We start from the raw sequence: 17891 nt of genomic DNA, 5'->3' as shown, positions 1-17891 counted from the left end.
CATAACACAGTTCAATCGGCTTACCTTTGGGTAGGCCGATTGGTTATTTCAATCTGTTTCTACGACGTAAATCCTCTGCATGGGAGTGTAAAGCTCCGTAATCCCGCCTTTCTCTTGATGCACTTTCACCTATAGTCGACGCATAAGTTGATTTAGGTGTCTCATATGAATCATTCTCACTCTGTTTCCATTGGTCAAGTGGCCTTAGCGATTGGCGTTATGCTTGGCTTTGCTTCAATTTCGTTACCGGCATTGGCCGAGACTTCGCTTGCTTTTCCTATGCAGGACTATCAGGTCAAAACAATCCATGTCCACACGGAACATGGAGAGCGAACCATAGTCGTTCATCACTACCAATCGATCCCTTATGTCACTAAGCCAATCGATCTGCGCTATCAAAGCTTGAATATAGACGTGCCCGTGGAGATTGATCGCCAAAGCGTCAATGTAGCGCAAGCGCCAGTGATTCTTAACATTACCGTTGGCGGTTATATGTCAGCCAGTAATCAGCCGCTTGGCAAAGCGCAACATTCGCCAATTGCCCATTTCCAACACCCTCCTCGTCCACCTATCGGCGAAATGCCACCGGGTACGCCATTGGATCGGAGAATGGGTCCGCCTTTGGGAATGGTGCAACCAAGGCCACAAGATGCGATGGAGCCAATGGATGACCATCAGATGCCGCCCAGCCACAAGGCTAGGAGCGAGCAGTCCGTATTCCCTGGCATAGGGTCGGATAAAGCCAACTTAGCATTAGCGGCAGGCTATGTCGTTGTGACACCTGGCGTTCGTGGTTGGGATAACCAATCTGTCGATGGGCGATATTTTGGCAAAGCCCCAGTGGCGATAGTCGATTTAAAAGCAGCTGTTCGCTACCTTCACTACAATTCGGCAACCATTCCGGGCAATGAAAACTGGATTATCTCATTCGGTTGCAGCGCTGGTGGGGCACTATCGGCGTTATTGGGCGCTTCCGGTAACCAAAACCAATATCAAGCTTATCTTGATAAGATTGGGGCAGCGAAGGCGAGCGATGCCATTTTCGCTTCTGCTTGCTATAGCCCTATAACAGACCTTGAACATGCTGACGGAGCCTATGAGTGGATGTTTGGTAAAGAGCCTTTGCAGGGGAGTCTGGTCAATCAAAAACCATCGAAAGAGTTGGTAAAGCAATTTGGCAACTATCTTGACCGTCTCCAATTACAAGGTGTGGGAGGTTTTGGTGTCTTAACCACTGCCAATTATCGCCAATACTTGAAATCGCGTTACCTCATTCCTGCATTAGAGCGCTATCTCAACGGATTAACTCATGATGATCAAAAAATCTATCTCGATCTCCACCCGTGGATTCGTTGGGATGGTCAGCATGCGCAGTTTACGTGGGCAGATTTTGTCGCGGATATGGGACGGCTAAAAGGGCTACCAGCTTTCGATACACTGGACTTAAGTGCGCCAGAGAACAAACTGTTTGGTTCTGAATATGTGGATGCGAACCATTTTAGTGAGTACGCGCTGCGCCAAGCGACTAATAACACCCATGCGGCACTGACACCACAAATGGTGCAGTTAACGCAGATGATGAACCCGATGACGTTTTTGTTGAAAAACAAACAGAGTGGCGTAGCGCAATATTGGTGGTTACGGACAGGGGCAAAAGATAACAATACCTCACCTACGGTATTAGCCAACCTTGCTGCTGGCTTAGTGGAACATGGTAAGCAAGTGAATGCGGCCTATTTCTGGGAAGGGGGGCACTGCGCCGATACTGACCCTCAAGGAGCAATAGATTGGGTGCGTGAAATCACTGGTTATCAACGCTAGCTATCAGATAAGGATAAAAAAACGGCAGTCATTGGACTGCCGTTATCTTTAGGAGCATTGGGGGAAACTTAGCCTTGGGCCTCGTTAAGCTCACAAGCGATTAAGGTGTTTTCAATCAAGCTTGCGACTGTCATTGGACCAACACCGCCAGGTACTGGAGTAATAAAGCTCGCTTTTTCACGGGCAATATCATAATCCACATCACCGACTAACTTGCCTGATTCTAGACGGTTAATACCGACATCGATCACGATAGCACCTTCTTTAATCCACTCACCAGGAATGAAATGCGGTTTACCTACTGCAACCACTAGTAGATCGGCTTGGCGAACATGATGTTCTAGATCTTGAGTGAAGCGGTGGCAAGTGGTGGTAGTGCAACCAGCAAGCAGCAGCTCTAGCGTCATAGGACGACCAACGATATTGGATGCCCCAACAATCACCGCGTGTTTACCACGTAGTTCGATCTCGTAGCGTTCAAGTAGCGTGATAATCCCTTTTGGCGTACAAGAGCGTAGCACTGGAATACGCTGCGCTAGGCGGCCAACGTTATAAGGGTGGAAACCGTCCACGTCTTTTGCTGGAGAAATGCGTTCTAGCACTGATGTTGAATCGACGCCTTTTGGCAGTGGCAGCTGCACCAAAATGCCGTCGATGGTTGGGTCGTTATTTAATTCATCAACCAAAGCGAGTAGCTCGTCTTGGGTTGTGGTTACAGGCAGATCGTATGATTTAGAAATGAAACCGACTTCTTCACAAGCACGGCGTTTACTGCCGACATAAACTTGTGATGCAGGATCTTCACCTACCAAGACAACAGCAAGGCCCGGAGCACGCAATCCTTGGGCAAGACGTGCTTTAACACGCTCAGCAACTTCTGAGCGAACCGTTTGAGATATGAGCTTTCCATCAATATTTTGGGCAGTCATGACTTTCCTTAACACTTGGGTCGTGAAATTTTTGCGCGCATTGTCGCAGATAATTTAGCGAACATCCATAGGCAAACGTTTGCTTTGGGGTGTTTTTAATCGGATTAGCATTTATTGGTAAAAAATTCGTCATTTGAAACAGATTGTTAGAGAAATCCGTTGATTTACCCTCTTTAACTCGTATAATCCTGTCCCTGTAGCGCGCCCTTAGCTCAGCTGGATAGAGCACCTGCCTTCTAAGCAGGTGGTCACAGGTTCGAATCCTGTAGGGCGTGCCATCAAATTTAAACCCCGAGAACTCTTTGAGTTTTCGGGGTTTTTTCATTTTACCTATCTCATTTCTGATGTCACTAACTATGCAGTCTTATGAGTAATGACTCTCCTGTGTGGCGAGTGTTTTTGCCTTTTGTCGATGAAAAGCATAGACATAAATGCAGCCAAGTAGCGCCAACACCCCATAGCCACACGCCACAGTAAAGAGCGAATAGGATTCAGACATTCGTCCAGCAATCAGGGTTGGAATTGCCGCTCCGATGTAGGAGGAAGTGTAGATAAGCGATAGGACACTCGCACGTTCGTCTTGCTTCAAATCGGTGACTAAGGTTTGAATGCTTCCTGTAAGAACACCCCCTTGGGCAATGCCAGCTAAGATACTGGTGATCACAAAGGGAATGAGCATGCCTTGGTAGAGGAAAAACAAAATCCCACCCAATAGCAGCGTGAAACTGTACATTCCTACCTTTTGTGCCGTGATGGCTGAAACTCGACCGGCGAGGGAAGCCCCAATTGAGCTTGGTGCCATAATGGCGGCGAAGACAAAAGCAGCAGCGACCGCGCTTGATGAGTGTAAGTTATGCTGTGCCATCGCAGGGCCAAATGCTTGAAAGAACCCACCCAAAGCCCAAGTACAGACAAAAGTACAAGCCGCGACGGGAAAGGCGCTTCGCGCTGAGCTAGGTAGCGCTAATTGGGGTTTGAGTGATGTTAATGCCCCAGACTTATGAATAACGGAATCGGTGCTCATCACGAGTAAAGCAAGGCAGCATAGCAATAGCACCAATACGATATAAAAAGGGAAGTGGCGCGGATCAGGGCCATATTCAACCAGCACACCAGAACCCACACCGCCAATAGTCAGTCCTGTCATTGGGCCACAGCTCAAGATCGCAGGGGTTAACCAGCGCGGCACTGCGCGGGTATTATCAACCACCCAAGCTGCCATGGCAGTCGAGGCTAAACCCGATGCTAGCCCCTGTAATAACCGACCTATGATTAAAGGAGTAGCCCCAGTAATTGTCATAAAACATAAGGTGGATGCGCCCGCGAGCAGTATGGTGGCAAGCGCGATGGGTTTGCGACCCAAAAAGTTGGATACTCGGCCGAAAAAGAGCAGCGCGGTGACGGCACCAACAAAATACAATACGGAACTGAGCGACAGTGCCATATAGCTGACACCGTTTTCCATTTGATAGCGCCCATAGAGGGGAATCGGGGTTCCGGATGCTAAATAGGTGGTCATTAAAGAGAGAGCCGCTCCGGCATAGGAAATCTGTGTTTGTTTCATGAGTGAACTCGTATCGGGAATGGGAAGAGTTGGGTATTGATTGCGTTACGTTTAATCGAGAGTTACGTGACCCGAATGATGTTGCGCTGCGTGCGTAAGTAGTTAAAACAGTACGTGCATGATTGGCGAGTGTAAGCCAAATAGGGGATGGCATAATGAGGATAATTTGAGTAGCAGTCGTGAGCGCTATTCATAAATCCTGTTTAAGATTGATGACCAAAAGGATCCGTAGAATAAGCAGAAGCTTTCTGCTATTTTACTGCGCCATTTACCCGAGGATGCCTCATAATGAACCGCAAGAAAAAGATCAACCAGATCTATAAGCAGAAGCAAAAGAAGATGAACTCACGTCTGCATCGTAGCAACAAACCTCGCTACGTTTCTAAAGCAGAACGCGAGTTATTAGCTACTCAAGAAGCAGAACAACAAGAAAATGGTGAAATTGTTGAGCTTATTGAGGCAGATGAAGCGCAGGAATCTAGCCAAGTTAATGGCTGATCAAGCAAACTAATTAAGTCTGTAGGGAGAGCGTAACGGATTAACGTCTCGCCCAACTTAAGCGCAAGGGAGAAAAAAGCACATGGCACGAGCGGGTAGGCCAAGAAATTTTGATCGTGATGAAGCGATCACCAAAGCGATGCATCTCTTTTGGGAAAAAGGGTATGAACCTACGTCTTTGGCCGAACTAAAAGCCCACTTGGGTAATCTCTCATCGGCAAGTTTCTATGCAGCTTTTGGGTCTAAACAACAGCTTTTTGAAGAGTGCTTAGCCAAGTACATGGCCTCTTGCGGCGAGTTAAATCAACTGCTTGAAGACACAGCAGTCAGTGCTCGCAGCGCTATGTATGCCATGTTAAAACAGACGATTGAATTACAGATAGACAGCCACACACCGAAAGGGTGTATGGCGGTTTTGGCGGGGCTTAACTGTGACGATGATAATCAAGCCATTTGCAAAGTGGCGGAACAAGCACGTCAGCAGACTCGCCAAGCACTTGTACGCTGTGTGCAACGCGGTGTTGACCAGCAAGAACTCAGCGCAACGACGGATGTATTGAGTTTCGCCATGGTGTTCGATTCGTTTCTCAAAGGACTTTCAATAGAGATTCGAGATGGCGCCACCTTAGCGACACTCACTCAAGCGCTCGATTTCATTATGACCATTTGGGACTGTCACGCGTGTCGCTGTGATTAAAAGGCCATTTGCATGAAAGTTTGGGCGCATTGTCCTCATCTCTTTTCCAATTAAGTGTGTCAATTTTGCAATTTTGACGCAAAAAAGACCGAGTGATGACCAGTCATTGTTACGATTTGATGGCTGATCGGTGACAGTGTAGCTATATTCAATACGTTTATTATTTTTGGGGGCAACATGTACTTATCATCCGTATCCCATCCATGGCGTGTGCTGTTTTTTAGCGTCATGTTGTCAGTGCTCTTCATTGGTGCCTACATTCCAGCAGTAGGTCAGGCCGCTGGCCCTTGGCATTTTGAACTGCACTTTCTCGCTTTCGGTTTGGTTGGTGTTGTCACGACTTGGGCGCTATCAAGATTAAGTTGGCGTTGGCACTGCTTATTGATCGTTATGATCCCATTGGGCCATGAAATCTGTGAGATTTGGGGTCATCACCACGGTTTAGAAACCATGGACGTGATGGTCGATATCCTTGGTGGATTAACGGGCATTTTGCTTACCCAGATTGCGAACCGAGTTTATCAGCATTAATCGCGCTAGTTTAAAACAGTAAGCCGTCAATACAGAATAAACAAAGCCCCTGCCGATATGGCAGGGGCTTTTTGTTGTAGCTTGTCACTAATGAACGAATGCACTAATGAGCTTGATTAAGCGTCGTGAACGACCGCTTTTTCAGCGACAACCGCCGGTTGTTTTAAACTGATTGCCACAAATACGATGGCATTGACAATCAAGCCGACAAAACCTCCGTTCCAACCAAAGGGTGAGTTACCAGACAGTTGAAAGTAAAGGGTGAGTGCTGAGCCGATGATCAAACCGCTAATGGCAGCTGGAGTAGTCGCTTTTTTCCACCACAGAGCGCCAACCAACATAGGGAAGAGCTGCACGATAATGCCGTAAGCGGCAAGCAGCAGCGCAGCCAAGGTTGGAATGTTCATCAGCGCTAGGGCATAGGCCAAAAGGGAAACAACGATAACGCCCATTTTCGTTGTTAGCAGCATTTGGCTTTCGCTCATTTTGCTGAACTTAGGGAAGGGCGCAAGAACGTCGCGGGCGAAAATAGAAGCACTGGTATGCGCTAAGTTCGATGCAGTAGACATTGCTGCCGCAAGTGCACCTGACAGCACGATACCGATAACCCAATCGGAGAATCCGACTTTGTTCACCACCAATTCCAATAACACGTCATCTGCTTTGGCTAATGGCGCATCTTGAAATACCAAGATCCCAGCAAAACCAATGAACAACAGTGGCACCATAATGAGGCCATACAGTGGATAGAAGACAAACACTTGTTTTAAAGTGCGTCCGCTTTCCGCAGTATAAAACTTCATAAAGATGTGCGGCCACATCACAATACCCAGCGTGCTGACCAAAATCGCGGTTGAGAAGGCGCCCCAACCCATGCCTTTCGCTCCCGGCATCGTAAGGAATTCTGGAGCTTTGTCTTTAAGTTGTTCAAACATCGGGCCAATACCACCAAAGAAATGCTCTGGTGTGGCGATACCGATATACCACGCAATGCCCACCATCATGATCCCTTGTAATAGGTTGGTCCATCCAATCCCATTGAGACCACTGATAAACACATAAATGGCAACGACCGCTGTGGCGACCAGTGCGCCAAGCCAAAAAGGCACGATGCCGCCAGTTGCGCTGTGAAATAGCATGCCTGCACCCGCAATTTGAACCGTTAGGTAAGGAATCATGGCTAACAAACTGATGATACCGATAAACACACCCAGTGCCTTGTTCGGATAGCGGTCAGTAAAAAACTCAGCTTGGGTCAATAGCCCTTTTTTGCGCCCAGATTTGGCAATAATCGGTCCCATCAACCACCAAACAATGATTCCTAAGGTGAGATAGGCGATGATATAAAGCACGGGCATGCCTTTACTGTATGCCCAGCCTGGCGTTCCTAAAAAGGCTGAGGCGGAAAAACATTCAGCGCCAAAGATGAAAAATAACACGACGAAACCGACTTTACGTCCACCTGCGATGTAGTGTTCTAGGGTCGATTTCTGACCGCGTTTAGCGCTGATCCCGACCAGCAAAATAATGATGAGATAGGCGACTGTGATGCCAGTAATGAGCAGTGATGAATTGTTCATGCGTCATCCTCCTCGGTTTTATAGCAAATGATGAGGCCAACAAAAGTGACCATCAACCAAGCTAAATACCAGAAGAGGAAGAAGGGCAAGCCCATCACCATAGGTTCGATTTTATTGGCTAAGGTTGCGCCTGGCCAAATCATGGCTAGAGCACAGACAGCAAAATAAAGCATCATCAAAGGATGCATAGGTAATTGACGGTTCTTCATGGGTCCCTCCATAAGTGTTGACCATCGAGTAGTGATTTCGCTATTTGGTTTGGCTAACTGCGTTAAGTGCGATTGAAGTGAGTAATTCAGCGCCAATACCGATGACTTCATCATTGAAGTCAAAATTAGGGCTATGCAGAGGCTCATCATTAGGGTGTCGAGCACTGCCTAAGAATAGATATGCTCCGGGGCATTGATTGAGCATGAAGGAGAAGTCTTCGCCTCCCAAAGTGGCTGGAGTTTCTCGATCTAATGTACCTTGTGGGAAAACACGTTCGATCGTGTCTCGCGCAAATTGTGCACATGCCAGATCATTGACGGTGGCTGGAATGATCCGTTCGTAGTTAACGATGATCTCCGCGCCAAAGGTGGTGGCGATCCCAGCACAGACACGGCGGATCGCTTGCTCCATGCGATCTTGCACCTCTGGTTGGAAGGTGCGCACCGTGCCATTAATCTGTGCCGTATCTGGAATGACATTAAATGCCTCTAAATCGCCAGATTCTATAGCACATAAACTCAATACGGCTTGTTCACTCGCTGCGATTTCACGGCTCACAATCGAGTGCAAAGCAGTAATCAGCTGCGCTGCGATACGAATAGGATCAATGGTGAGATGCGGTGTTGCTCCGCCATGACCGCCTTTCCCTTTTACCGTGATCGATAAGCGATCGCCTGCCGCCATTGCCGGGCCATCCAATACGGCAATTTTGCCTGCCGCAAGATATGGCCAGTTATGCAGACCGTAAATTTCATCCATTGGAAATTGTGTAAATAGGCCATCTTTGACCATTTGGTCACCGCCACCACGGCCTTCTTCCGCTGGTTGGAATACTAAATAGATAGTGCCGGCGAAATCTCTATGTTGCGCAAGATAATGCGCAACGGCGATAAGAATTGTCGTGTGTCCGTCATGACCACAGGCGTGCATGCATCCATCGATTTGCGAACGGTGTTGATGGTTAGATTTCTCTTGCAGTGGCAGCGCATCCATATCGGCGCGTAAACCGATGCGTCGGCCATTATCAGGTAATTTCCCGGTAATGGTGGCGACGATACCAGTATGTCCAATACCTGTGGTGAACGGGATATCGAGTTGAGTCAGAGTATTTTGTACTGTTTTTGCCGTGACAAATTCTTCAAAGCCAAGCTCTGGATGCTTATGCAACTCTCTTCTTAATGCGGTGAATTGTTCTTGATGTTGAGCGAAAAAACCTTTCATATCACTTTCCTTGTGTGGCATTACCATAGGTAACTAACCGCCTATGATTTAAGTCGATCTCCTTAAGTCAGTGTTACATCCAACACCTCAGTTGAAAAATATTAAATAAGTAGAGAAGCCATACCGGATTGGCATGGCAGGAGCTCAGAAATGGAAATCAGACAACTTCGCTATTTTTTAGCGGTCGCAGCAGAACGTTCTTTTTCCGCAGCAGCGCGGCGTATTCACATTGCTCAACCGGCATTAACGCGGCAAATTCGTGCGTTGGAAGAGTCATTAGGCGTACAACTATTAGAAAGACAAGCTCGTGGTGTAACGCTGACGCCAGCGGGAGAAGCGTTTGTCCAAGACGCGCAAAAAGTACTGAACAGTTTAGATGAGGCAAAAAGTAATGCCTTACGCACCGAAAAAGGAATGCGTGGGGAGTTACGACTTGGGGTCACAGTGATGCTGCTGTGGGTAAATGAGCTGAGCGTTCTACTGAAAGAATTTCGTCGTCGTTATCCTAACGTCATGCTCAAACTCAATACCATGTTATCGGGGCCGCAAGTGGTGGCGCTCCAAGAGGGAGTGATTGATCTAGGAATATTAATTTTCCCTCCTGAAAGTGCTGATTTTGGTCGGCTCAACATTTATAGCGACCATCTAGTGCTGGTGGCTCCAGATGATTCTCCCATGGTAAAAAATCCGCCTCGATTCTTAGCTGATATTAAAGATTATGATTTTGTTTGGTTTGATAGAGAGAATAGCCCCAACTATTACGACCGACTCATTGGCTATTTTAATCAACACGGATTTGTGCCCAACATCGTCGAGACCGGCAACGACAGTGTCACTATGTTATCGGTAGTGAACTCTGGTGTCGGTTGTACCATTGTGCCTAGCTCAACCATCAGTGAACCACCGGAAGGGCTTACCGTATTAGAGCTAGAAGATTTAAAAAAGCTCTCTTTAGATCTTCAACTGGTGTGGCGCAAAGATGCAGAAAACCCAACACTCAATCATATGATTACCGTTGCTAAAGAATTGCTTTCACGGCAATTTGTGGTGGCAAACTAGAGTTGAATTAAAAGTCTAGTTGCATAACAGTTTTTATTATTGGATAGGAATGCTTCATTTTTTGATATTGACCAATGTGGGCGCTCTTCCAATAATAAAACTGCTTGTTCAAGCTTATTTTTACAATATTGTCGTGTACAGGTTACATTTTGGAGGTTTCATGCTGAGTTACTCAGGTGTCAATCATGACAGTTTCCCAAGCTGAAATGATCGTCTCCTTGTTTTCCTTTCACTGATGTTATTCAGTTTCGCGCTACACCAATCATGTTTGTTCCTCATCGATTAGATTGGCCAGCTTAGCGCAAATCACGAGAGTCCGTTTTTCTGCCCATTCTCGTTTCATTATATGGTTTGTTTATTCTTGTTGGATATCTGACGGTTGGTTCGATCTTGTCGCCAAGACGCCAGCACGCGATATAGCAACGAGGATCGCAAGGATTCGTTATGTCTAATGTTCAATCAGAGCATTCGCAGTCACTGTGGAATGCTAAATTTGTTGCGTTGATTGTCACCAATGGATTGTTTTTTGGTGGTTTTCACTTATTACTGCCTATTTTGCCTTTGTATGTTTCCAAAATGGGGGCGAGTGCTACCCAAGTTGGATTGGTTGCTGGCATTTTTGTCTTTTCTGCCATCATTATTCGTCTCTTTTCTGATGTACTAAAAAAACGCTTTGGCACGATTGGTTCTCTGTTTGTTGGGATTCTTATTTCGCTGATCTGTGTTGTTGGCTACGGTTTGTGTCAGTCAGTGAATGGGGTATTAGAGGTTCGTTTACTGCATGGGGTTGGCTTTGGTATCGCAACTACTTTCTATGCCACGTTAGCGGCGGCAGTTATTCCCGCGCATCGTAAAGGTGAAGGTATGGGCTACTTTGGCCTAGGCACGACCGTTGCCATGGCAGTGGCTCCTGCCATTGGTTTGTGGCTGGCACTGGATTTTGATTATTACTATGTCTTTTATGTGGCATTAGCTAGCCAAGTGATTGCCTTAGTGTGGACCTATTTTTGTCGTTTCCAAAACCAACTGCCTAAGGAAACATCCACGGTTAAAATGGCGATTTCCTACCTTGACCAATTTGCAGTGAAAGGGGCGCGTATTCCAGCAGTGTTGACACTTCTCTTTGGTATTGGTTATGGCTGTGTACTGAATTTTGTCTCCATTTTTTCACAGCAAAATGGCATTGGTAGCCCTGGTTTGTTCTTCCTGCTATCGACGATTTGCGTGTTTATCTCGCGTCTATTCTCCGGTCGTATCTACGATAAACTGGGTGCGCCTTATGTCGTTATTCCAGGGACAGTTCTGTTTATGGTGGCATTCTTTGGGATTGCTCATATTCATACCGAGACACTGTTCTTACTCTGTTCTTTAGCCTACGGCTTTGGGCTAGGTGCTTTGTTCCCAGCGTTACAAACCCAAATATTGACTCGAGTTCCTGCTGAAAAAAGCAGTGCAGCCAGCGCAACGTTTTATAACATGCTGGATATCGGTAATGGGTTAGGGGCAATTATTTACGGCATGATTGCGGTGAAAACGGGTTACACCTTCCTCTTTACCTTATCAGGTTGGATTATGGTCGCGATGTTGGTACTGTTTGTGCTGACCTGCCGAGTCCATGTTGCACAACCAGTCAAAGAAGCGTTTGCTCAGGATTAACTAAAAGTAAAAGGTGCAGTGATGCACCTTTTGTTGTTAGTTGTGTTGGTGTGGGAAAGTCATCTCTATCGGGAGAGTGACTATTGTGCGCTGGTATTGTCTTCTGGTTTCCCTCTGCCCATATTGCCACGTCCCAGTTTGCCGCGACCCTGTTCTCGCCCTTCACCACGTTCACCGCGATGATGACCTCTCATCGAGCGTCCTTCACCCGAGCGACCATGACGGCCTTCACCATGATGCCCGCGACCACGATGGCGCAATCCACCCATTTCATCGTGCTCGGCAATTTTTGCTTTTACGCGTTTCACCGTCGATAAGCTGCAGTCACACTCTTGTGCGACTTCTTCTAAGGTTTTACCGTCAAGTAAGCCAGTGGCAATCTGCTGATGTTTTTCACGATCTGCTGGACGTCCACGGAATTTTTCCTTCCACGCTGCTTTATCACCACGCAAGGCTTCACGTCCTTGATGGGCTGCGCGTAAGCGATGGCGTGTTTCTGCGCCAGCAAAGCCTTCGAGCATATTTAATACAATCTTGCTTGCTTCACTTTCTGGTGCAATCGTTAGTGCAGGTTTGATGGTTTGGATAGTGACTTTCTTCGCGAGCAGTGCTTGCATTACTTCTTGGCATTGGCTCATCTCTTTAGAAAATGCCGTTAACCAGTAAACCACTAAGGTATCTTGCTCAACGAGTTTGGCAAACAGCGTGGCGAATTCAGGTCGTTCCATCGCTGGAATGCGCCCTTTTACCACATCTTTAAATAATGTGGCTTGTGGATGCTGTTGATTCAGCTCTTCCAGTTGAGCTTCGAAATGTTCATTTTTAGGTGAAAATTTGGTGTATAGGTAAGTTGTCATTTGAGGACCTTTTATTGTTCATTTGATGTTATGGTTCATAATTTAGATTGGTTCATAAATAAAGTCAAACACCAAATGAACCCTTTTAATGAACCTTTTTAATGAGCATAGGCTGGTTGATTCACTCAAAAATAGGGCAATAGATTGATCATATTGACTAATTTTTTTGCTGTTTAGGTAAGGTAAAGAAATGCAAACAGGTTGAAAAGTGCGCAATATTTCCCGTTAGCTAGGTAAGCGAGATTGAGACCATGGAGCATGAAAGTGTGAAATTTATCTTTCGATAGTCTTTGCCTTTTATTCAAATTATGAATTTTTATTGCATATTTTATCTGCTTATCAAATGCAATTTAGTTGAATTCTCATATAATGATAATTTATAACGAGATCGTAATTGGTATAAAAACGATCATATGCGTCATTAAAATCAATTAATTAAAAACATATTTTATACAATTATGTCATGGTTTTTAACATTCTAAGGATTGTTTCTGCGTGATGTCACAAATCTGCTTTATTGAAAAAAACGAAATAAATATTCAATGCTAACCTCCTTGGCGATATAAAAATAACAACGGATGTTAACGAGGTATCTATGCTGCTGGCTATTTGTGGCTTTTTAATGCTATTTGCAATTCTGTTTTTGCTGTTCAAAAGTAAAACACTTCCTGTCGTGGTGTTTATCACCATTCCGGTTATCGCAGCATTCGCCGCTGGATTTTCCATTCATGATGTGGTTGGTTTTGTCGAATATGGCATTTCCAAAACCAGCAAGATGGCTGTGCTGTTTATTTTCTCTGTGACCTTCTTTGGTGTCATGTCTGATGCGGGCATGTTTGATGGCTTGGTGAATAAGCTGGTGAGCAAAGCGGGCACCAATGTGGTGGCGGTGGCGGTTGCTACGGCGATCATTGGTATCTTCTCTCACTTAGATGGTGCGACCGTGACCACGGTATTGGTGACGGTTCCTGCGATGTTACCTATCTATAAGAAACTGAACATTCGTCCGCATTTATTGCTGATGATTGTTGGGTGTGGCATGGGGGTTATGAACCTATTGCCGTGGGGTGGGCCCGTTATGCGTGAAGCCATTGTACTGAAAATGGATGCGGGTGATTTATGGCACATTCTGTTGCCAATGCAAGGCGCTGGTATCGTTGCCACTCTTGCTTTGGCGGTTTTCATGGCGCTGAAAGAGAAAAAATTTCATGGCGCTGGCCAAGTTTCTCTTATCGAAGATGAACAAGGCGTGGTGAAAGTTGAAGAGGTGGATGAAGAAGCCTTACGTCTAAAACGCCCTCATCTTGCTTGGGTGAATATGGGTGTGTTGTTATTGATGCTGATTGTGTTGGTCATCGATGTCTTCCCAACTTATTTCGTATTCATGGTGGGGTGCTGCGTTGCTTTGCTGATCAACTATCCAGACATGAAACAGCAGAAAGCTCGTATGATGGCGCATGCTCCAGCGGCGATTGACGTCTCCTCGGTGATGTTAGCTGCAGGGATCATGGTTGGTGTATTGAGTAAATCAGGCATGTTGGAAGCGATGGCAGTGCCACTGTTGCATGTTATTCCAGCCTCGATTGCGCAGTATCTACACATCATAATGGGGATTTTGGCTTTCCCATTAGGCACTATGCTTGGCACCGACTCTTACTTCTACGGTCTGTTGCCTTTGGCAATTGAAGTTGGCAAAAACTACGGCATTTCAGGTCTAACCATGGCGATCGCCATGTTGGTGGGGAAAAACCTAGCGCTGTTGATTAGCCCTCTTGTCCCTGCGACATTCCTCGGTATAGGTTTGGCCAATGTGGAGCTCAAAGAGCATATTCGCTACAGCTTTTTAGGTTTATGGATTGTAGGACTTGTTATGTTGGTCTTTGCTTTCCTAATTGGAATCATTTAGTTGTAGCCCAGTCAACTCAAGATGCTGTTTCAGCGAGAATGCATTCGCGCTTAGGTAAGGCACTGATTTGAATATAGAGTTATGCTACGTCTAAAAACGATGTATTGATTAAGAAAAACGACACGCATTAAGGCGTGTCGTTTTTTATATCGGGAAATACTTTTTCAATTAGAGAATTAACCACATTAAATTAAATCCCTTTTTAAAGTAAGCCATTAAATTGTGATCTTATGCGTTGTAGTATTCGCTGAATATATGGACAAAATGGCTGTAATTGTTCGAGTTGGAATAGGTTAACATCAAACTGTTGAGTAACTCTTTATAAGTAAGAAACATTATAAAAAGTCTTGCCTTTCAAAGAGGTACTCTATGTATAAATACAAACTTTCCGTTCTGGAAAAAGTGGGATTTGGCTCTGGTGATATGGCGGTCAACGTCGTTATTTCATCCATGATGCTGATCATTACCTTCTTCTACACCGATATTTTTGGTATTCATGCTCAAGATTTGGCGATGCTGTTTATTGTGGTGCGCCTTATCGATGCCGTAACTGATCCAGTAATGGGGCTCATCACTGATAAAGTAAATACCCGCTGGGGACGTTATCGTCCATACATGTTGTTTATATCCATTCCGTTTGGTCTCTCTGTATTTTTAACGTTTAGCACACCAGACGTAGGATATAACGAAAAACTGGCTTACGCCTATGCGACTTATATTTTAGTTACCATCATGTTCACCGCGGTCACTATTCCGTATATTAGCTTAATTAGTGTATTAACCGATGATCCTCAGGAACGTTTATCCGCCAATGGCTATCGTCTGTTCTTTGCTAAAATTGCCGCTTTTCTGGTGACAATTATAGTTCCGCAATTAGCTGCGTCTTGGGGCGAAGGTGGTGTTCAAGCTGGTTATAAATATGCGATGGGACTGATGGGGTTAATGGGGACACTATTATTCTTATTCTGTTTCTTTACCACTAAAGAACGCCTAGAACATCAAGTAGAAAAGCTGCCATTATGGCGTCAGATGAGTCTGCTATTTAAAAATGACCAATGGGTGATTCTATTTTTGGTCTGTGTAACGGGCACGGTAGGTTACGTTATTCGTGGCTCGGTTGGAGCTTATTACGCCAAATATTACCTTGGTGGTGACGCCGGTATGATCTCTGCGTTTCTTGCTACTGGGGTGACTGCGGCCATTCTTGCTATGGTGGCATCAACTTGGATCACGAAACGCTTTTGTAAAGTCAAATTGTTCCGCTATAGCCAAATCTTGGTCATGGTATTGAGCGCTCTGATGTATCTCACGGTTGGACGTGATGATGTCACGTTAGCCTTTGTTTTCTACTTCCTCATCTGCTTTGTGGTGGATTTGCACGCTCCGGTCTTCTGGTCAGCGATTGCTGAAGCGGTGGACTACGGACAGTATCGTTCAAGTGAACGTGTCTCTGGCCTTGCTTTTGGTGGGATCTCTTTTGCTCAAAAATTTGGGATGGGGATTGCGGGTGCGATTGTCGGTTGGCTATTGACCTTCTTTGATTACGTACCTAACCAAGAACAAAGTGCAATGGCATTAACTGGTATTGCTCTTATGTTGACCATCATTCCAGGGGTGTTCCACTTCTTGATGGGCGCACTGATGTTCAAATACAAAGTTACTGATGCCTATTACCACAAAATGATGGAAAACATGCCTGATGAGTCAGCTTCTGGCACTCAAGAGGTGGATCCTAGTCATTCTCATATCGTATTGAAATAGAAGGAAAGCGCAATGACGTTTCACAATCCCATCATAGCTCAACGTGCCGATCCACAGGTGTATCTGCATGATGATGGTTACTACTACTTTACCGCGTCAGTACCGGAATATGATCGTATTGAATTGCGCCGTGCTAAAACCTTAACGGGTCTGGCTGAACCAGAACAGATCATCACTGCCTGGCATAAACCGGATCAAGGGGCCTATTCAGAGTTAGTCTGGGCTCCAGAAATCCATTTCGTGCAAGGGCGATGGATGATCTATTTTGCCGCAGCGCCAAGCCGTGAAATCAAAGATGATCTGTTTCAGCATCGGATGTATGCCATCGAAAACTTAAGCTCTGATCCGATGACACCAGAATGGACCTTTGTCGGTCAGGTGGATTCTGGTATTGATGCTTTTTGCCTTGATGCAACGGTGTTCCACCATCAGGACAAGGACTATTACATCTGGGCGCAAAAAGATCCGAGTATTGCAGGTAACTCCAATCTTTATATTGCGGAAATGGTCACTCCGACGCAGCTCAAATTGCCCGGAACGCTACTTTCTGTTCCAGAGTTTGAGTGGGAAACACGTGGATTTATGGTTAACGAAGGCCCTTACTTGCTCCAAAGTCACGGCAAAGTGTGGTTGACCTATTCTGCCAGTGCCACAGATGAAAACTACTGCATGGGAATGTTGTGGGTTGATGAAAATGCCGACTTGTTACAAGCAGAGAATTGGCATAAATCACCAGTGCCGGTATTTCGCACTAATTGGCCAGCCAAAGTGTATGGTCCTGGGCACAGCAGTTTTACCAAAGACGAACAGGGACGTGATGTGTTGGTTTACCATGCGCGAGATTATACCGAGATTGAAGGTGACCCTTTGTGGGACCCGAACCGTCACACTCGGATGAAATACTTCTCTTGGAAAGAGGGGATGCCCGATTTTGGTAGTGCGGAATAGTCGTCATTAGTGGAAAAAAAACCTCTTCATCGCGAAGAGGTTTTTAGATCCAGATTCCAATAAATTGATTTTATTATGAAAATTTTCTGCAAGCTGAGTGTTAGGTTAGTGCAATAATGGTACTCATTTGTAGATAAAACACTCAGTTATCCCTTCATAATGCCTCTTAGTTTTAATGTATGCATGCGAACGAATCATAGATAACTCAATGATTTATATAGCTGTACGTCAACGATGTCTTCAACCTGACAGAATACTTTAGGTACGATTTGACAGCTCATCCCGAAAAGAAGTTCCATCTTGTTTACAGTAATTTACCGTGGTTAATATAACTGTACGGTTTGGTTTAGTTTAGACAAAGAACAAGCCCAACCGATTGACGACACTAGCATCTAGTAAGGAGAGATGGTGATGAGTTTTCAAAAGCAGTGGAGCCTTTTGGGTATCGCATTCATGGTTGCTCAACCTGTGGCAGTGTATGCACAGAGCACTCAAAATGAGAGTGATTCACAAGCGCGTGCAGAGTACGAACAGAAAAAAGATAACATTACGTACGCGAGTGATTACGTGGAAAAGAACAACACAAAACAGCAGCAGTTGTTGCAAGTTTCTCCAAAACACGACGACTCACTGAGCGTTAAAACCAAATAAGA

At 45.5% G+C, this 17891-nt stretch carries 16 protein-coding genes and 1 tRNA gene; 11 read left to right on the top strand and 6 right to left on the bottom strand.

The window, feature by feature from the left end; translation table 11 throughout:
• Nucleotides 1-165: 165 nt before the first annotated feature.
• Nucleotides 166-1821, top strand: coding sequence for a subtype B tannase (locus OCV11_RS11670; RefSeq protein ID WP_261893022.1), 1656 nt, complete (start codon nt 166-168; stop codon nt 1819-1821).
• Between the two features lie 68 nt (nt 1822-1889).
• Here OCV11_RS11670 and folD read toward each other — a convergent pair whose 3' ends face one another.
• Nucleotides 1890-2750, bottom strand: coding sequence for a bifunctional methylenetetrahydrofolate dehydrogenase/methenyltetrahydrofolate cyclohydrolase FolD (gene folD, locus OCV11_RS11665; RefSeq protein ID WP_261893021.1), 861 nt, complete (start codon nt 2748-2750; stop codon nt 1890-1892).
• Between the two features lie 201 nt (nt 2751-2951).
• Here folD and OCV11_RS11660 point away from each other — a divergent pair.
• A tRNA-Arg gene (locus OCV11_RS11660) sits at nt 2952-3028 on the top strand.
• Nucleotides 3029-3114: 86 nt separating this feature from the next.
• Here the strand turns inward: OCV11_RS11660 and OCV11_RS11655 are convergent.
• Nucleotides 3115-4314, bottom strand: a complete 1200-nt coding sequence (locus tag OCV11_RS11655) for an MFS transporter (protein ID WP_261893020.1) — start codon at nt 4312-4314, stop codon at nt 3115-3117.
• 288 nt (nt 4315-4602) lie between these two features.
• Here OCV11_RS11655 and OCV11_RS11650 point away from each other — a divergent pair, with 288 nt between their 5' ends.
• The 3 genes from OCV11_RS11650 to OCV11_RS11640 all read left to right on the top strand — a co-directional run bounded on the left by OCV11_RS11650 (nt 4603) and on the right by OCV11_RS11640 (nt 6040).
• Complete coding sequence (locus tag OCV11_RS11650; protein WP_261893019.1) at nt 4603-4812, top strand: DUF2986 domain-containing protein; 210 nt, start codon at nt 4603-4605, stop codon at nt 4810-4812.
• Nucleotides 4813-4894: 82 nt separating this feature from the next.
• A complete protein-coding gene (locus OCV11_RS11645; RefSeq protein ID WP_261893018.1) occupies nt 4895-5509 on the top strand; it encodes a TetR/AcrR family transcriptional regulator in 615 nt (204 codons plus the stop codon).
• A 177-nt stretch (nt 5510-5686) separates the two neighbouring features.
• Complete coding sequence (locus tag OCV11_RS11640) at nt 5687-6040, top strand: hypothetical protein (RefSeq protein ID WP_261893017.1); 354 nt, start codon at nt 5687-5689, stop codon at nt 6038-6040.
• Between the two features lie 116 nt (nt 6041-6156).
• On the opposite strand, the gene OCV11_RS11635 is transcribed toward OCV11_RS11640, so the two are convergent.
• From OCV11_RS11635 to OCV11_RS11625, 3 genes are read right to left on the bottom strand one after another with little or no spacing between them, the layout of a single operon-like run.
• Nucleotides 6157-7620: a sodium:solute symporter family protein gene (locus OCV11_RS11635; protein WP_261893016.1), complete on the bottom strand. Its 1464-nt coding sequence runs from the start codon at nt 7618-7620 to the stop codon at nt 6157-6159.
• Complete coding sequence (locus tag OCV11_RS11630) at nt 7617-7829, bottom strand: DUF3311 domain-containing protein (RefSeq protein ID WP_261893015.1); 213 nt, start codon at nt 7827-7829, stop codon at nt 7617-7619. The genes OCV11_RS11635 and OCV11_RS11630 overlap by 4 nt, the downstream gene beginning before the upstream one ends.
• 40 nt (nt 7830-7869) lie before the next feature.
• Nucleotides 7870-9051, bottom strand: coding sequence for a M20 aminoacylase family protein (locus tag OCV11_RS11625; RefSeq protein WP_261893014.1), 1182 nt, complete (start codon nt 9049-9051; stop codon nt 7870-7872).
• A 150-nt stretch (nt 9052-9201) separates the two neighbouring features.
• On the opposite strand from OCV11_RS11625, the gene OCV11_RS11620 reads away from it, so the two are divergent.
• Nucleotides 9202-10110, top strand: a complete 909-nt coding sequence (locus OCV11_RS11620; protein ID WP_261893013.1) for a LysR family transcriptional regulator — start codon at nt 9202-9204, stop codon at nt 10108-10110.
• A 444-nt stretch (nt 10111-10554) separates the two neighbouring features.
• Complete coding sequence (locus OCV11_RS11615) at nt 10555-11766, top strand: MFS transporter (RefSeq protein ID WP_261893012.1); 1212 nt, start codon at nt 10555-10557, stop codon at nt 11764-11766.
• An 80-nt stretch (nt 11767-11846) separates the two neighbouring features.
• Here OCV11_RS11615 and OCV11_RS11610 read toward each other — a convergent pair whose 3' ends face one another.
• Nucleotides 11847-12623 carry a recombinase family protein gene (locus OCV11_RS11610; RefSeq protein WP_261893011.1) on the bottom strand — a complete coding sequence of 259 codons (777 nt, stop codon included), beginning with the start codon at nt 12621-12623 and terminating at the stop codon, nt 11847-11849.
• A 595-nt stretch (nt 12624-13218) separates the two neighbouring features.
• On the opposite strand from OCV11_RS11610, the gene OCV11_RS11605 reads away from it, so the two are divergent.
• The 4 genes from OCV11_RS11605 to OCV11_RS11590 all read left to right on the top strand — a co-directional run bounded on the left by OCV11_RS11605 (nt 13219) and on the right by OCV11_RS11590 (nt 17889).
• Complete coding sequence (locus OCV11_RS11605) at nt 13219-14529, top strand: CitMHS family transporter (protein WP_261893010.1); 1311 nt, start codon at nt 13219-13221, stop codon at nt 14527-14529.
• Between the two features lie 369 nt (nt 14530-14898).
• Complete coding sequence (locus OCV11_RS11600) at nt 14899-16290, top strand: MFS transporter (protein ID WP_261893009.1); 1392 nt, start codon at nt 14899-14901, stop codon at nt 16288-16290.
• A gap of 12 nt (nt 16291-16302) precedes the next feature.
• On the top strand, nt 16303-17238 hold the full coding sequence (locus OCV11_RS11595; protein WP_261893008.1) for a glycoside hydrolase family 43 protein: 936 nt from the start codon (nt 16303-16305) through the stop codon (nt 17236-17238).
• Nucleotides 17239-17649: 411 nt separating this feature from the next.
• Nucleotides 17650-17889: a hypothetical protein gene (locus OCV11_RS11590; protein WP_261893007.1), complete on the top strand. Its 240-nt coding sequence runs from the start codon at nt 17650-17652 to the stop codon at nt 17887-17889.
• Nucleotides 17890-17891: the final 2 nt, after the last annotated feature.

The sequence above is a fragment of the Vibrio porteresiae DSM 19223 genome, from assembly GCF_024347055.1.
Taxonomy (GTDB): Bacteria; Pseudomonadota; Gammaproteobacteria; order Enterobacterales; family Vibrionaceae; genus Vibrio; species Vibrio porteresiae.
This window is presented reverse-complemented; position numbering and strand designations above follow the sequence as displayed.